The organism is Streptomyces lanatus, assembly GCF_014655715.1.
In the GTDB taxonomy this organism is placed as follows: Bacteria; Actinomycetota; Actinomycetes; order Streptomycetales; family Streptomycetaceae; genus Streptomyces; species Streptomyces lanatus.
In genome coordinates, this window is record NZ_BNBM01000003.1 from 68,962 (window position 1) to 83,552 (window position 14,591).

Genomic DNA, 14,591 nt, shown 5'->3' on the forward strand with positions numbered 1-14,591 from the left:
CGGCTATCGGGTTCTACGGATCGCCCGTCCCGCCAGTACGTCCGTGCGCCGGCCGTCCTCGATCACGAAACGGCCGTCGATGAGGACATGCGGGATGCCCGTCGGTAGCGTGCGCGGCTCCTCGAAAGTGGAGCCCGCCGCTACCGACTCCGGGTCGAACAGCACCAGGTCCGCCCGATACCCCTCGCGGACAAGACCCCGGTCCGGCAGCCGCAGCCGCGCCGCCGGGCGCGAGGTCAGATGGGCCACGCACTCCTCCAGGGACAGCACCCCCAACTCCCGTACGTAGTGGCCGAGATAGTGCGGGAAGGTGCCGTACGCCCGCGGATGCGGCTTCGTCCCTTGAAGGATGCCGTCCGAGCCGCCCGTGTGGACGGGGTGCCGCATGATCGTGCGGACGTTCTCCTCATGGCCGACGTGCTGGAGGATCGTCGAGCCCAGCCGGTCGGAGAGAAGCAGGTGGCGGGCGGTGATCCAGGGGGTTTCGCCGCGTGCGGCCGCGGACTGCCGCACCGTACGTCCGACGAATTCATTCAGCCCCGGGTCGCTCACGCCCGAGATCTCGATCGTGTCCCACTCGATGGGTACGCCGTGGCAGCCGTCGGCGCCGATGACCTCCATGTGGTGCCGGATGCGCTCGGCGGTGTCGTCGTCGGAGAGGCGGGCCAGGATCGCCTCCGGGCCGCCCTCGCTCGCCCAGCTCGGCAGCATGGCGACGAGGGTCGTGCAGCCCGGGGTGTAGGGGTAGGTGTCGAGGCTGATGTCGGCGCCTTCGGCGAGCGCCTTGTCGAGGAGGGCCAGCAGCTCGGGTGCCCGGCCCTTGTTCACGCCGAAGTTCATGGTGGCGTGGGCGAGATGGAGGGAGCAGCCCGCCTCCCGGGTCAGGTCCACCATCTCCTCGTACGCCGTGAGGGCCCCGGCCCCGTAGGAGCGGTGATGCGGGCAGTAGTACCCGCCGTAATCCGCGACCACCCGGCACAGCTCGGTCAGCTCGGCGTCCTTGGCGTACATGCCCGGGGTGTAGGTCAGCCCGGACGACAGCCCGACGGCGCCCTGCTCAAGACCTTCGGCGACGAGTCGCCGCATGTGCTCCAGCTCGGCGGGCGTCGCCTCCCGGTCCTCCCAGCCGACGGCGAGGGCGCGGACGGTGCCCTGCGGGATCAGATACGCGGCGTTGACCGCGATGCCCCGGTCCAGCCGGTCCAGGTACTCACCCACCGTCCGCCAGTCGAAGTCGATGTCGTCGCCGGAACCGTTCCAGCCGGTGATCGCGCGGCGGACCTCGGCGAGGGTGCGGTCGTCGACCGGGGCGTACGACAGCCCGTCCTGGCCGATGACTTCGAGCGTGACCCCCTGCGCGGCCTTCGCGCTGTGGTCGGGGTCCCGCAGCAGCGCGAGGTCACTGTGGGCGTGCATGTCGATGAAGCCGGGGGAGAGGACGAGCCCCTCGGCGTCCAACTCCCGCCGCGCCTCGGGCCGTTGGCACCCGGCGGCGGCGGGTTCCTGGACGATCGACACGATCCGACCGCCGTCCACGACGACATCGGCGCGGTAGGACGGACCGCCGCTGCCGTCCACGACGTCCGCGTCCCGTATGACGAGTTCTTCCATGGCCGTCTCTCCTAGAAGAACGTACGGATGTAGTCGACGACCGTCCCGTCCGCCTCCGCGACCGGGATCAGCTGCCACTTGTCGAACGACGTGCACGGATGCGACAGCCCCATCCCGACCCAGTCCCCGACCTCCAGATCCGCCTCGCCGGTCGTCGCCAGCCACGCGTGCTGGTCGGACAGGCCGGTCACCGAGACGCCGGTGGCCGGCCGCTCGACGCCATCGCGCCGCACCACCTGCGCGAACGGCAGATCGAGGTCGTACGCCGCGTCCCGCTTGCCCGCGTTGACGAAGGCCTGCTCGGCGGAGGGGCGGGAGACGACCTGGGCCCACAGCCGGAAGGCGGGTTCCAGGGCGCCCTCCTCGGGGACCCGGTTGAAGGGGGTGAGCTTGCGGTAGTGGCCGTCGTCGTGCGAGACGTAGGCGCCGGAGCGCAGCAACTTCAGTACGGGGGCGGAGAGTTCGGGGATCTCGGCGAACACGTCCGCCACCGCGTCGAACCAGGCGCTGCCGCCCGCGCTGACGACGATCTCGTCCAGGCCGGCGAACCGGCCCGCCTTGTCGAAGTCCACGACCATGGCGATCACCCGGCGCAGCCAGCCCCGCACCCGCTCGGAGTCCGCCTGCGGAACCTCGCCCTCGTAGCCCGCGACGCCGACCAGCCGCAGCGTGGACACGGCGGCCACCGCGTCCGCGACGGCGGCGCACACCGCCTCGGTGCGGGCGCCGGTCCGGGCGTGCTCACCGGCCGCCGGCTCGATCACGACATCCACCGGCCGGGTGGCCCCGGCGTCGCGCAGCGCCGCGTCCATCTGCTCGACGCCGCGCACGGAGTCGACGTAGCAGATGAGGCGGAAGCCGGGGTCGGTGGTCAGCTCGCCCGCGATCCAGCGCAGGGAGGCGGCGTCGACGAGTTCGTTCGCGAGGAAGATCCGCTGGACGCCGTAGGCCCGCGCCACCCGCACCTGGTGCGGTACGGCGAGCGTGATGCCCCAGGCGCCGCGCTCGATCTGCCGCTGGAACAGCTGCGGGGCCATGGAGGTCTTGCCGTGCGGGGCGAAGGCCAGGCCGTGGCGGGTGGCGTACGTCTCCATGAGGGCGAGGTTGTGCTCCAGGCGCTCGGCGGAGAGGGCGAGCACGGGGGTGGCGAAGCCGTCGGTGAAGAGGTTGCGGCGCTGGGCGGTCAGCTTGGCGACGGTGAGGCCGTCGGCGTCCGGGGGGAGGCCCTTGAAGCGGTGGTCGACGCGTTCCTCGGCCAGACGGGCGAGTGCCTCGTTGCTCATGGAACCTCCCTGATCAGCGGTGTTGCACTTCTTGCAACACCCATTGCGTATATCGCTTACCGCTGTCTAACATCTCGGCCAACCGCGGGTCAACGGAGCCGCCGATCCACCCGCCCAAGCCCTGGAGCTACGACCATCGTGACCCTCACCGGACCCTGCAACGCCCCCGACGGCCTGGATGTCGTCGCGCTCGGCGAGTCCATGGTCACGTTCCTGCCCACCCGACCGGGTCGGCTCGCCGACGTTCCGTCTTTTGACCGGGGGATCGGTGGGGCGGAGTCGAACGTGGCGTGCGCACTGGCGGCGGGCGGGCATTCGGCGCGGTGGGTGAGCAGGGTGGGGGCGGACGGGTTCGGCGACCACTTGGTCGAGGCGATCGGGGCGTACGGCGTCGATGTCTCGGCGGTGGGCAGGGATGCGGCGCGGCCGACCGGGGTGTACTTCCGTACGGCCGGGGACCGGGCGACGGATGCGCATGAGGTGGCGTACTACCGGGCGGGGTCGGCGGCTTCGGCGATGTCCGTGGAGAACGTGGACCTTGGGGCGGTTCGGGCGGGGCGGGTGCTGCATCTTTCGGGGATCACGGCGGCGTTGTCCGAGAGCTGCTCCGGGCTGCTGCGGGAACTTGTCACACGGCCGCCGGGTGGTCCGCTGCTCTCGTTCGACGTCAACTACCGGTCGGGGCTGTGGGGGAACGGCGACGGGCCGCGTGTGCTGCTGGAGCTGGCGCGCCGGGCCGATGTCGTGTTCGTGGGGGAGGACGAGGCGGAGGAGGCGTGGGGGATTTCGGGGGGACCGGAGGCGGTGCGGGCTGCGTTGCCGGAGCCGGGGGTGTTGGTGGTCAAGCAGGGGGCGGTGGGGGCTACGGCATTCGTGTCGGGTGCGGGTGGTCGTGGGCTGGTCGCGCCCACGCGGCGGAGCCGCACATGTAACAGCCCCGCGCCCCTTGGGTCGGCAGGCGTCCCGGCGTCGCAAGGCACCCAGCCCCAGCCTGCGGGCAGTCGTGCCGCTGGGGCGGCGCCCGCCCCACAGAGAGGCGGCACCCCGCCAGCGCGGGTGAGCGACCCCACCCCCGCCCCGGCCCAAGCGCCGAGCACCTTCGTCCCCGCCCTGACCGTGGACGTCGTATCAACCATCGGGGCCGGTGACGCCTTCGCCGCCGGGTTCCTCTCGGCCACCCTCCGTGGGCTGCCAATAAGGGACGGCCTCCGCCACGGCCACCTCTGGGCGGCAGCCACCCTCACCACCCCCGGCGACCTCGCCCCACCCCCCTCCCGCGACACCGCCGACCGCCTCGTCGCCCTCGACGACGCCGCGTGGGAGAAACTTCGACTCGGCCCCGGCTGGACGCAAGCCGTGCGAAGGGCCGACGAGGAGGTACGTACGTCATGAGCCAGACCGTCGACCGAGCGCTGAGCATCCTGCCGCTGCTCGCGGAGGGCCCCGCCGACCTGGGCCAGGTCGCCGACCGCCTCGGCGTGCACAAGTCCACGGCCCTGCGCCTCCTGCGCACGCTGCACGAGCACGGCATGGTCTACCGCCAGTCCGACCAGCGCTACCGCCTCGGCGCCCGGCTCATCGCCCTCGCCCAGGAGGCGATGGAGAACCTCGACATCCGCGAGATCGCCCACCCCCACCTCGTACGGCTGAACGAGCAGTGCGGGCACACCGTCCACCTCGCCGTGTACGAGGAGGACGAGGTGCTGTACATCGACAAGGTCGAGAGCCGGTACCCGGTGCGGATGTACTCGCGGATCGGGAAACCGGTGGCCATCACCGTCGCGGCCGTAGCGAAGCTGCTCCTCGCCGACATCCCCGAGCACGAGCGCCGCGTCCTCGCCGAGAAGCTCGACTACCCCATGTACACGGCCCGTTCGACGCCGAACCCGGACGCCTTCCTCAAGGAACTGGCCAAGGTGCGCGAACAGGGCTGGGCCACCGACCTCGGTGGCCACGAGGAGTCCATCAACTGTGTCGCCGCGCCGATCCGCGGCGCCGACGGCCGCGTCGTAGCCGCGATGTCGGTCTCCGCACCCAACGTCGTCGTCACCGCCGACGAACTCCTCACCCTCCTCCCCCTGGTGCGCCGTACCGCGGACGGCATCAGCGGCGAGTACTCCGGCAGAACCTCAGCGAAGGGCACCGCATGACGACCGAGAAGATCGCACTCACCCCGAAGACCCACACCACCCCGCCCGCGAAGTTCTCGCACGGTGTGAAGAAGGGGAACATCCTCCAGGTCGCCGGCCAGGTCGGCTTCCTGCCGGCCGAGGAGGGCAAGCCCCCGACGCCCGCCGGGCCCACCCTGCGCGCCCAGACCCTCCAGACCCTCGCCAACGTCAAGGCGATCCTGGAAGAGGGCGGTTCCTCCTGGGACGACGTGATGATGATCCGCGTCTATCTGACGGACGTCGCCCACTTCGCCGAGATGAACGACATCTACAACACCTACTTCGAGGAGCAGGGGCTGACCCAGCCGCCCGCCGCGCGTACGACCGTCTACGTCGGTCTCCCCGCGGGGCTGCTCATCGAGATCGACGCGCTGGCCGTACTGGGCTGACGCCTCCTCAACCCCCCGCACGCCGTGACCGGCATGGTGGCCCGCACCCCCTGGGCGCCATGCCGCGATCCCCCCTGCCCGAAAGCTCCATGTACTTACCCAGAGGACCCCCAATGTCGTCCCATCCGCTCGCCGCAGCCGCCGCCCCCGAGGCACCACCCCACACCGGCGGACTGCTCCTCCTCATCGACGGTACGGCCGGACTGCTCACGGTCGCCGCCATCGGCATAGCCCTGCTGCTCTTCCTCATCATCAAGGCCCGGCTCCAGCCCTTCGTGGCGCTGCTCGCCGTCTCCATAGCCGTCGGCCTGATGGCCGGCCTGTCCGTCACCGAACTCTTCGGCACCGTCCAGCGGTCGGACGCCGTGTCCACCATCGAGTCCGGCATGGGCGGCATCCTCGGCCATGTCGCGATCATCATCGGCCTGGGCACCATGCTCGGCGCGATCCTCGAAGTCAGCGGCGGCGCCGAGGTGTTGGCGTCCAGACTCCTCAACCTCTTCGGTGAGAAGCGGGCGCCTCTCGCGATGGGCCTCACCGGTCTCATCTTCGGTATCCCGGTCTTCTTCGACGTCGGCATCTTCGTCCTCGCGCCGCTCGTGTACGCCGCCGCCAAGCGCTCCGGCAAGTCCGTCCTGCTCTACTGCCTGCCGCTGCTGGCGGGCCTGTCGATGACCCACGCCTTCCTGCCCCCGCACCCGGGCCCGGTGGCGGCCGCCGGTCTGCTGCACGTCGAGCTGGGCTGGGTCATCCTCATGGGCATCATCTGCGGTATCCCGGCGGTGCTGGCCGCGTGGGTGTTCTCGGCGTGGATCGGCAAGCGCATCTTCGTCGCCGTGCCGCAGGACATGGTCGAGGCGGCGGCCGAGGCGAGGCTCGCGGTCATCAACGAGCAGCGGGAGGCCGGGGTCGAGCCCCAGGAGAAGCCGGTCCCGCTCGGCACGGTCCTCGGCATCATCGGTACGCCGCTGATCCTGATCCTGGCGGCGACGTTCTCCTCCATCGCGCTGGACCCCTCCACCACCCGCTCGGTGATCGAGTTCTTCGGCAACCCGTTCGTGGCCCTGACGATCGCCCTGCTGCTGGCGTACTACCTGCTGGGCATCCGCCGCGGCTGGTCCCGCAAGTCCCTGGAGACGGTGTCGACCTCGTCCCTGAAGCCCGTCGGCAACATCCTGCTCGTCGTCGGCGCGGGCGGTGTCTTCGGCGCCATCCTCAAGGCCAGCGGCGTGGCCCAGGCCCTGTCCGACACCTTCAACGACGTCGGCCTCCCCGTCATCGTCCTGTCGTACCTCATCTCGGTGGTCCTCCGCATCGCCCAGGGCTCCGCGACGGTCGCCATCGTCACGACGGCGGGCATCGTCGCCCCCCTCCTCACCGAGGGCGACCACTCCCAGGCCTTCGTCGCCCTCGTCATCATGGCGATCTCGGCCGGCTCGATCTTCGCCTCCCATGTGAACGACGGTGGCTTCTGGATCGTCGCGAAGTACTTCGGGATCAGCGAGCGGGACACGTTGAAGACGTGGACGGTACTGGAGAGTGTCCTGTCGGTGGCCGGGTTCGTGGTCGCCGCGGTATTGAGCCTCTTCGTATAACGATGCGGGGGCTGGTTGTGCGGGACACAGGGTTGTCGACCATACTCGTCGGCTGTGGAGCAGCGCATAGGTTCAGGCAGCCAGCCCCTGGAGGGCGCCGGGTTCGACCCGGCCTTCATCCCCGGACTCACCTCGCCCGCGTCCGCCGCGAAGGACGCGGACAACGCCGAGGAGGGCGTGGCGGAGGAGGAGACGGTCCTCGACGACGCCGACGAGCCGGAGGCGGAAGTCGCTGAGGACGTCGAGGAAGAGGCCGACGGCGAGGGCGAGGAAGACCAAGACGCCCCGGTCGACGGGCCCGTCTTCGAGGCCTCCGACCGTCGCGCCAGAATCCTCGCCGACCACAACGGCGTTCGGCTCTCGCTGGACGACCAGGAGTGCGAGTTCCGCTGGGACGAGATCGGCGCGATCGAGACCGAGGTGCCCCGCTTCGGCAAGCGGCTCACCATCACGGTGCACACTCCTGACCGCCGCTGGTACCCGATCGAGATCGAGGCGACGGCCAGGAGCCGCTTCAAGGAGTGGGACGAGGAACTGGACGCGGTCCTCGACGCCTACTTCGAGCACGACGACGAGGAAGCCCCCGCCGAGTAGCTAGCTGCAGTACTGGTCCTCCTTGCCGATGGACCGGTACATGCAGTCGGCGTTCTCCAGCAGTTGCAGCACCGCGTCCCGGTTCCGGGACGTCTCCCGCTCGATGACCTCGTCGGGCGGGTAGAACCCTCCGCCACCGGACCGCGGGTACATCTCGAAGGTGTACGAGAAGACCTTCTGGTCGCCCCACAGCCAGTCGTCGATCGAGCCGTCCGTGATGTACAGGTCGCTGGCCTGCTCCGCCGTATAGCCGTTGCTCGCGGCCATCTTCTGTCCGACCGCGGCGAAGGCGTTGCGGTCGTCGGCGGTCATCCCCGTCGTGGTGTCCGAGTAGGTGTACCCGAACGGCCACAGCACCAGCTCGCTGTAGGTGTGGAAGTCGATCCCGGCCTTGATCTGCTGCTTGCCGCCGACGACACGGCTGCGCGCGAAGTCGGCGACGACCTTCACCTCGGGCGCCGACTCGGCGGAGGCGCCCCGGTACGTATCCGAGGACGTCGACCCCGACGAACCGCCGCAGCAGCCCCACCGATAGGCCCAGTTGCGGTTGAGGTCGGTCCCGACGGCCGACGAACCGGAGTTGGGCTGCCGGTTCTTGCGCCATGACCGGTAGGAGCCGGTGGCGATGTCGTACTCGCCGCCGTCCGGGTTGAGGTCCGGCACGATCCAGATCTCCCGGTTGTCGACCATGCCGGTGACCCGGGAGTCGCTGCCGTAGTCGGACGTCAGCTCGCGCAGCAGATACAGCGCCATCTCGACGGTGAGGTGCTCGCGGGCGTGCTGGTGGTGGGTGAAGAGGACCTCGGGCTCGGACTCGTCCGTCCCGACGTTGTCGCTGATCTTGATCGCGACGATGTTCCGGCCCTGGTAGGACTTGCCGATCACGCGCTGGCTCGCGATCGAGGAGTTGGCCGAGACGATCGAGTTGATCTCGCTCGTCATCTCCGCGTAGTTGTGATAGCGCGAGTCACCGGACGGGAAGTCGCGGAGGCGTACGTCGTCCTCGGCGGCGGAGCGGTCGGGGACCGCGCCGAGCGGGGTGACGTCGTAGCCGAGCGCCCTCAGCTTCTTGATCTGGTCCGCGCGGCCGGAGACGACGACACCGTGGTCGTCGGCCGCGTCCACGGTGACACCGGCCCGCTGAAGTGCCGTGCGGTCCTTGGCCGTCGAGTGCAGCCGGACCTCGTACTGCCTGATGGCGTCGGCCGACGAGGCCGTGCCGTCGGGCCGGTCGCCGCTGTCGGCGTTCGCGGACAGCGGTGCCGCGAGGGTGAGCGCGAGCAGCGCGGCGAGCGCGGCGGTCCGTCTGCCGCTGCGGGCGCCGGAGCCGCGTATGCGGAGTCGCATGAATTCTCCTTGTGGGAGTGGGGGGTGGGGTTCAGTGCGACGTACGTGCGTGGTGCGGTGGCGCTCATGGTGCGGTCATGGCATGAACGGGTCAAGGGTGGGTGGCCGTCCGATGGCGTGAACCATCCGAAAATCAGCCGCGCAGTGTACGCATGGCGCGTCCAGGGCGAGCGGTCCCCGGGGAAGTCCACCCGGGGGTGTGATCCGGACGTGCGGGGCGGCGCGGGACCGGAGCAGGGTGGTGATCCGCGCAAGGGGGGAGCGGTGGGAGCGGCGGAGTGGCGGGGACCGTCGCACCCGCCGCCTCCCCGACTCCCGGCCGCCGACACCCGGTCCCCTCGCCACCACCCCGGAGGACGGCTGATCATGGGCGGATCAGCGCCACGAAGGGAACAGCAGCTCCCGGTCGAGACGACCAGCTTCGTCGACCGGCGCGGTGAACTCGCCGCCGGACGCGAGCTGCTGGCCAGGACCAGGCTCGTCACCCTGACCGGGCCCGGCGGCGTCGGCAAGACCCGCCTCGCCGCCCGTATCGCGGCGGGCGTACGGCGCACCTTCCCCGACGGCGTCCGCTTCGTGCCCCTCTCCGGCCTCGACGACCCGGCCCTCGTCCCGCACGCCGCCGCCGATGCGCTCGACCTGCACGACCGCACCGCACGGCCGCCGCTCCACGCGCTGGTCGACCAGCTGAGGGACCGCCGGCTGCTCCTGCTGGTCGACAACTGCGAACATCTGCTGCCGGCCTGCGCCGAACTCGCCGCGGCCCTGCTGCACGGCACGACGGGCGTACGGATCCTCGCCACCAGCCGCCACCGCCTGGGCCTGACCGAGGAACACCTCCTGGACGTACGGCCCCTACCGGTCCCCGACCCCGACGGCGACCTGTCCTCGCCCGAGGGCTGTCCGGCCCTCGCGCTCTTCGCCGACCGGGCCGCCGCGGTGGTCCCCGGCTTCCGCCTCACCGCCGCCAACCGCACGGCCGTCGCCCGGCTGTGCCGCCGCCTCGACGGCCTCCCCCTCGCCATCGAACTCGCCGCCGTGCGGATGCGCGTCCTCGACGTCGACCAGCTCCTCGACCGCCTCGACGACCGCTACCGCCTCCTCACCGGCGGCAGCCCGGCGGCCCTGCCCCGCCACCAGACCCTGCGGGCGGCCGTCGACTGGAGCCATGAACTGTGCACCGGGCGCGAGCAGTTGGTGTGGGCGCGGCTGTCGGTGCTGGCGGGCAGCTTCGACCTGGAGACGGCGGAGGCGGTGTGCACGTGGGCACCTTGTGCAGAGCCCGACACGATCGACGTCCCCCACACTCTCGACACCCTTGATGTCCTCGACGCCATCGCCGGCCTCGTCGACAAGTCCGTGCTCTCCCGCGAGTCCGGCCCCGACGGCACCCGCTACCGCCTCCTCGACACCCTCCGCCACTACGGCCTGGAGCGGCTGCGCCGGATGCCCGGTGAGGAGGCAGCCGCCCGGTGCCGGCAGCGGGACTGGATGCTGCGGCGGGCCGCCGGCTGTGAGCGGGCCTGGTTCGGGCCGGGGCAGCGGGAGATCGCCGCCCGGCTGCGGGCCGACCTGGACAACATCCGCACCGCCCTCGACTTCAGCCTCACCACACCCGGCGAACGCCTAGGCGGACTGCGCCTGGCCGGCACCCTGTGGTTCTACTGGCACGCCTGCGGCGCCCCGCGCGAGGGCCGGCACTGGCTCGACCGCGCCCTGGCCGCCAACCCGGAACCCACCCGGGAACGTGCCCGCGCCCTGTGGATCGCGGGACTCCTCGCCGCCGCCACCCACGCCCTCACCGCAGGGCTCGCCCTCGCCCGCGACGCCCACCTCCTCGCCCAGGACCTCGGCGACGAGGCGGAGGCCGCGCACGCCGACTACGTCATCGGCGTCATCACCCTGTTCATGGACGACCTGCCGACCGCGCTGCAGCACTTCGAGGCCAGCGTCGCCCGCGGCCCCGTCCCCGGCCAGCACCTCAGCCTGCACGGCCTCGACCAGGTCGAACTCGCCTGCGCCCTCGGCTTCCTGGGCGAGGCGGACCGCGCCGTCGAGGTCTGCGAGCGGGCCCGGCGGATGTGCGAACGGCACGGTGAGGAATGGGTCCACTCCTACGTCCTGCGGATGCTCGCCCTCGCCCACAGCGTGCGGGGCGACTGGACGCGGGCCGAACACCACGCCCGGCAGGCCCTGCGCCTCAAACTCGCCGTGCGCGACGTCATCGGCATCGCCCTCACCCTCGACCTCCTGGCCCGCACCGCCTCCGAGACCGGCGCCCACGAACGCGCGGCCGTCCTGCTCGGCGCCGCCGACCGCACCTGGACCGCCATCGACCGCGACCGCTGGGGCTCGGCCGCCCTCAAGGCCACCCGCAGGGCCGGCGAGAGCAGGGCACGCGAGGCACTGGGCGCACCCGCGTACCGGCGGGCGTACGAGAGCGGCGCCGCGCTCGATCTCGACGGGGGCGTCGAGTACGCCGTCGACGACGACAGCGGCCGGGCCCGGCGCCCCACGGCCGCCCGCAAGGCGGACGCACCCGGCGTCCGCCTCACCCGCCGCGAGAGCGAGGTCGTCGAACTCGTCGCCCAGGGACTCGCCAACCAGCAGATCGCCGACCGCCTGGTCATCGCCCGCCGCACCGCCGAGGGCCATGTCGAACGCATCCTCGGCAAGCTCGGCTTCAGCAACCGCAGCCAGATCGCGGCCTGGGTGGCGGCCCAGCGCTGAGCCGCACGGCCCGCACCACAGAGAACACGCACCCGAGGGGAGCACCATCCTTGAGCACCCGACCCGCCCCGCCCCACAGCCACTTCGACCATCGCATGGCCGTCTTCCGCACCGACGGGGAGTTCCTCGCCACCGCCCTGCCCTTCCTCACCGAAGCCCTCGCCGCCCCCGACGAGCCCACGCCCGTCGTCATCGCCGCCCCCGGCAACCTCGACCTGCTGCGCGACGCCCTCGGCACCGACGCCAAGGACGTCGGCCTCGTCCCGCACACCGAGTGGTACACCGGCTCCGCCGCCAACGCGATCGCCCGGAGCGCCGGTTACCTCATCGACAACGCCGGCCCCGGCGGCCGTATCCATCTGCTCATGGAACCCGTCTGGGGCGGGCGCGCGGGACGCTCGCCGCGGGAGACCGCCGAGTGGATCCGCTACGAGGCGCTCGCCAACCTCCTGTTCGCCCCGTTCGCCACCACCGCCCTGTGCGCCTACGACTCCCGTGTCGCCGGTCATGCCATCGTCGCCGCCGCCCGCCGGGCCCACCCCGACACCGATGTGTACGAGGACCCGGTCAGGATCGCCGCCGAGCTCGACGCCGTACCGCTGCCGCCGGCGCCCGCCGACGCCGAGCGGCTGCCCGGCCCGGTGCCCGCCGCCGACGCCGTGCGCACCTGGGCCACCGTGCAGGGGCTGTCCGCCGCGGACGCGGAGCTGTTCGCCACGGCCGTCACCGAGGCGGCCGCCGCCCTCGGTCCGCTCGACGGACTCCAGCTGTGGGGCGAGGCCCCGGCGTGCGTCTGCGAACTGCTCGCCGCGCGCCGGGTCGCCGACCCGCTGGCGGGCTTCGTACCGCCACCGGGCGTGGCACCGGAACCGGGGCAGGGGCTGTGGTTCGCGCGGCAGGTGTGCGCGTACGTCGATGTGCGGGACGAGCGGGAGGGGGCGAGCGTACGGCTCCAGTACGGGTGACCCCCGGGGAGAACAGGTATGGAAACGGGTATTCCTCCCCGTGCGGCCGTTCCCCCGCACCCGTCACCCTGGGTCCATGCTGCACCTGTACGGGGCACGCTTCCCTGATTCCGGTCCTCAGTTCGGCTCGTATCCCCAACCGCCCATAGGGGCCGGGCATGTGAGCGTCGAGTACGACCCCCGTCCCTCCGCGGTCAAGGAGGCCCGCGCGGAGGTCCGCCGCCAGCTGGAGGGATGGGGGCTCGCGGACCGGGACGACCTGGCGGACGTGGCCGAGCTGCTGGTGAGCGAGCTGGCCACCAACGCGGTGCGGCACGCGGAGAGCCGGTTCCGGCTGACGCTGTCCGCCGCGCACGGGGTGCTGCGGTGCGAGGTCTCCGACACCGGGCGCCGGTTGCCCGCGGTGCTGGAGGCCGGGGACGCGGAGAGCGGGCGGGGGATGTTCCTGGTGGACACGCTCGCCCGGCGGTGGGGATGCCAGCGGGACACGCGGGGGAAGACCGTGTGGTTCGAGCTGGGAACGTGTGGGTGTGTACCGCCCTCTTGTAGGTTCCCGCTCTTTACGCTTTCTTGATCTGCATGGCGGACACCACAGGCAACCCCACGTCCACTGAGGCATCCACCGGCGGCAACCCCCCACTCGGTAAGTCCCGTTGGCGCTACATCGGGCCCGGCATCGTCGTCGCCGCGACCGGTGTCGGCGCCGGCGACCTCGTCGCCACCCTCATCGCGGGCAGCAACTTCGGCTACACCCTGCTCTGGGCCGCGGTCATCGGCTGCCTGGTGAAGATCTCCCTCGCCGAGGCGGCCGGCCGGTGGCATCTGTCCACCGGCCGCACCCTGTTCGACGGCTGGGCCAGCCTCGGCCGCTGGACCACCTGGTTCTTCGTCGTGTACGTGGTGATCTGGGGCTTCGTCTACGGCGCCGCCGCCATGTCGTCCAGCGCGCTGCCGCTGCAGGCCCTGTTCCCGGACGTGATGGACCTGGAGTGGTGGGCCATCGCCTGCGGACTGGTCGGCCTGGTCTTCGTCTGGTTCAACAAGTACGCCGTCTTCGAGAAGGTCATGACGGTCCTCGTCGGCGTCATGTTCGTGGTGACGGTGTACCTCGCGATCCGCGTCACACCGAACCTGGGCGACGCCTTCGCGGGCCTCCTCCCCGTCCTGCCCGACGAGAAGGACTCCATCCTCAACACCCTGGGCCTGATCGGCGGCGTCGGCGGCACGATCACGCTGGCCGCGTACGGCTACTGGGTCAACGCCAAGGGCTGGACCAACACCGGCTGGATGAAGGTCATGCGGCTCGACAACCGCGTCGCCTACGCCACCACCGGCATCTTCGTCATCGCGATGCTCTTCGTCGGCGCGGAATTGCTGCACTCCGCGAACGTCGCCATCGCCAGCGGCGACAAGGGGCTGCTGCAACTCACCGACATCCTGGAGGCGGAGTACGGCACGGCGACCGCCAAGTTCTTCCTGATCGGCTTCTTCGCCACGTCCTTCACCTCCCTCATCGGCGTCTGGCACGGCGTGAGCCTGATGTTCACGGACTTCGTGTTCCGCTTCCGGGGCCAGGGCGAGCAGAAGGGCGAGGAGGTCGCCTCCGGGGCACGCGAACGCTCCTGGCCGTTCCGCGCGTACCTGCTGTGGCTGACCTTCCCGCCCATCGTCCTGCTCTTCCAGGGCGAACCCTTCCGCCTGATCATCATCTACGGCGTGCTGGGCGCGGCCTTCCTGCCGTTCCTCGCCGGCACCCTGATGTGGCTCCTCAACTCCTCGCGCACACCGAGCCAATGGCGCAACGGACCGGTGAGCAACGCGATGCTGGCGATCGCCGGGCTGCTGTTCCTGGTGCTGTGCGTGAAGCAGGTCTGGGACCAGCCGTGGTCGGAGTTCTTCTAGGGCC

Annotated in this window: 12 protein-coding genes; 9 read left to right on the plus strand and 3 right to left on the minus strand. The window is 71.2% G+C overall.

Features of this window, described 5'->3' with window-relative positions:
* Nucleotides 1-3 precede the first annotated feature (3 nt).
* Together IE325_RS09330 and IE325_RS09335 are read right to left on the minus strand one after the other, a co-directional pair.
* On the minus strand, nucleotides 4-1,611 hold the full coding sequence (locus IE325_RS09330; RefSeq protein ID WP_190069305.1) for an N-acyl-D-amino-acid deacylase family protein: 1,608 nt from the start codon (nucleotides 1,609-1,611) through the stop codon (nucleotides 4-6).
* 11 nt (nucleotides 1,612-1,622) lie between these two features.
* Nucleotides 1,623-2,894 (minus strand): amino acid deaminase, encoded by a 1,272-nt coding sequence (locus tag IE325_RS09335; protein ID WP_190069306.1) that lies wholly within the window; start codon nucleotides 2,892-2,894, stop codon nucleotides 1,623-1,625.
* Nucleotides 2,895-3,032: 138 nt separating this feature from the next.
* Between IE325_RS09335 and IE325_RS09340 the strand changes: the two genes are divergently transcribed.
* The 5 genes from IE325_RS09340 (at nucleotide 3,033) to IE325_RS09360 (ending at nucleotide 7,643) form a co-directional block, all read left to right on the plus strand.
* Nucleotides 3,033-4,286: a sugar kinase gene (locus IE325_RS09340; protein ID WP_190069307.1), complete on the plus strand. Its 1,254-nt coding sequence runs from the start codon at nucleotides 3,033-3,035 to the stop codon at nucleotides 4,284-4,286.
* Nucleotides 4,283-5,044, plus strand: a complete 762-nt coding sequence (locus tag IE325_RS09345) for an IclR family transcriptional regulator (RefSeq protein WP_190069308.1) — start codon at nucleotides 4,283-4,285, stop codon at nucleotides 5,042-5,044. The genes IE325_RS09340 and IE325_RS09345 overlap by 4 nt, the downstream gene beginning before the upstream one ends.
* The gene (locus IE325_RS09350) at nucleotides 5,041-5,454 is read left to right on the plus strand and encodes a RidA family protein (RefSeq protein WP_190069309.1); all 414 of its coding nucleotides are present in this window, start codon (nucleotides 5,041-5,043) and stop codon (nucleotides 5,452-5,454) included. Before IE325_RS09345 ends, IE325_RS09350 begins: the two co-directional genes overlap by 4 nt.
* Before the next feature lie 113 nt (nucleotides 5,455-5,567).
* Nucleotides 5,568-7,049 (plus strand): GntP family permease, encoded by a 1,482-nt coding sequence (locus IE325_RS09355; protein WP_190069310.1) that lies wholly within the window; start codon nucleotides 5,568-5,570, stop codon nucleotides 7,047-7,049.
* Between the two features lie 54 nt (nucleotides 7,050-7,103).
* Nucleotides 7,104-7,643: a hypothetical protein gene (locus IE325_RS09360; RefSeq protein WP_190069311.1), complete on the plus strand. Its 540-nt coding sequence runs from the start codon at nucleotides 7,104-7,106 to the stop codon at nucleotides 7,641-7,643.
* On the opposite strand, the gene IE325_RS09365 is transcribed toward IE325_RS09360, so the two are convergent.
* A complete protein-coding gene (locus tag IE325_RS09365; RefSeq protein ID WP_190069312.1) occupies nucleotides 7,644-8,990 on the minus strand; it encodes a M14 family metallopeptidase in 1,347 nt (448 codons plus the stop codon).
* Between the two features lie 366 nt (nucleotides 8,991-9,356).
* Between IE325_RS09365 and IE325_RS09370 the strand changes: the two genes are divergently transcribed.
* The 4 genes from IE325_RS09370 to IE325_RS09385 all read left to right on the plus strand — a co-directional run bounded on the left by IE325_RS09370 (nucleotide 9,357) and on the right by IE325_RS09385 (nucleotide 14,587).
* A complete protein-coding gene (locus tag IE325_RS09370; RefSeq protein WP_190069313.1) occupies nucleotides 9,357-11,720 on the plus strand; it encodes an ATP-binding protein in 2,364 nt (787 codons plus the stop codon).
* Between the two features lie 50 nt (nucleotides 11,721-11,770).
* Nucleotides 11,771-12,685 carry an anti-sigma factor RsbA family regulatory protein gene (locus IE325_RS09375; protein ID WP_190069314.1) on the plus strand — a complete coding sequence of 305 codons (915 nt, stop codon included), beginning with the start codon at nucleotides 11,771-11,773 and terminating at the stop codon, nucleotides 12,683-12,685.
* 76 nt (nucleotides 12,686-12,761) lie between these two features.
* Entirely contained in the window at nucleotides 12,762-13,259 is a 498-nt protein-coding gene (locus IE325_RS09380; RefSeq protein ID WP_190069315.1) for an ATP-binding protein, read from the plus strand.
* Nucleotides 13,260-13,264: 5 nt separating this feature from the next.
* Nucleotides 13,265-14,587, plus strand: a complete 1,323-nt coding sequence (locus tag IE325_RS09385) for an Nramp family divalent metal transporter (RefSeq protein ID WP_190069316.1) — start codon at nucleotides 13,265-13,267, stop codon at nucleotides 14,585-14,587.
* The last annotated feature ends 4 nt before the right edge of the window (nucleotides 14,588-14,591 follow it).

Coding starts and splice junctions, on each gene's coding strand:
- IE325_RS09330 (WP_190069305.1), bottom strand. CDS start 1,611: ATGGAAGAACTCGTCATACGGGACGCGGACGTCGTGGACGGCAGCGGC.
- IE325_RS09335 (WP_190069306.1), bottom strand. CDS start 2,894: ATGAGCAACGAGGCACTCGCCCGTCTGGCCGAGGAACGCGTCGACCAC.
- IE325_RS09345 (WP_190069308.1), top strand. CDS start 4,283: ATGAGCCAGACCGTCGACCGAGCGCTGAGCATCCTGCCGCTGCTCGCG.
- IE325_RS09350 (WP_190069309.1), top strand. CDS start 5,041: ATGACGACCGAGAAGATCGCACTCACCCCGAAGACCCACACCACCCCG.
- IE325_RS09355 (WP_190069310.1), top strand. CDS start 5,568: ATGTCGTCCCATCCGCTCGCCGCAGCCGCCGCCCCCGAGGCACCACCC.
- IE325_RS09365 (WP_190069312.1), bottom strand. CDS start 8,990: ATGCGACTCCGCATACGCGGCTCCGGCGCCCGCAGCGGCAGACGGACC.
- IE325_RS09370 (WP_190069313.1), top strand. CDS start 9,357: ATGGGCGGATCAGCGCCACGAAGGGAACAGCAGCTCCCGGTCGAGACG.
- IE325_RS09380 (WP_190069315.1), top strand. CDS start 12,762: ATGCTGCACCTGTACGGGGCACGCTTCCCTGATTCCGGTCCTCAGTTC.
- IE325_RS09385 (WP_190069316.1), top strand. CDS start 13,265: ATGGCGGACACCACAGGCAACCCCACGTCCACTGAGGCATCCACCGGC.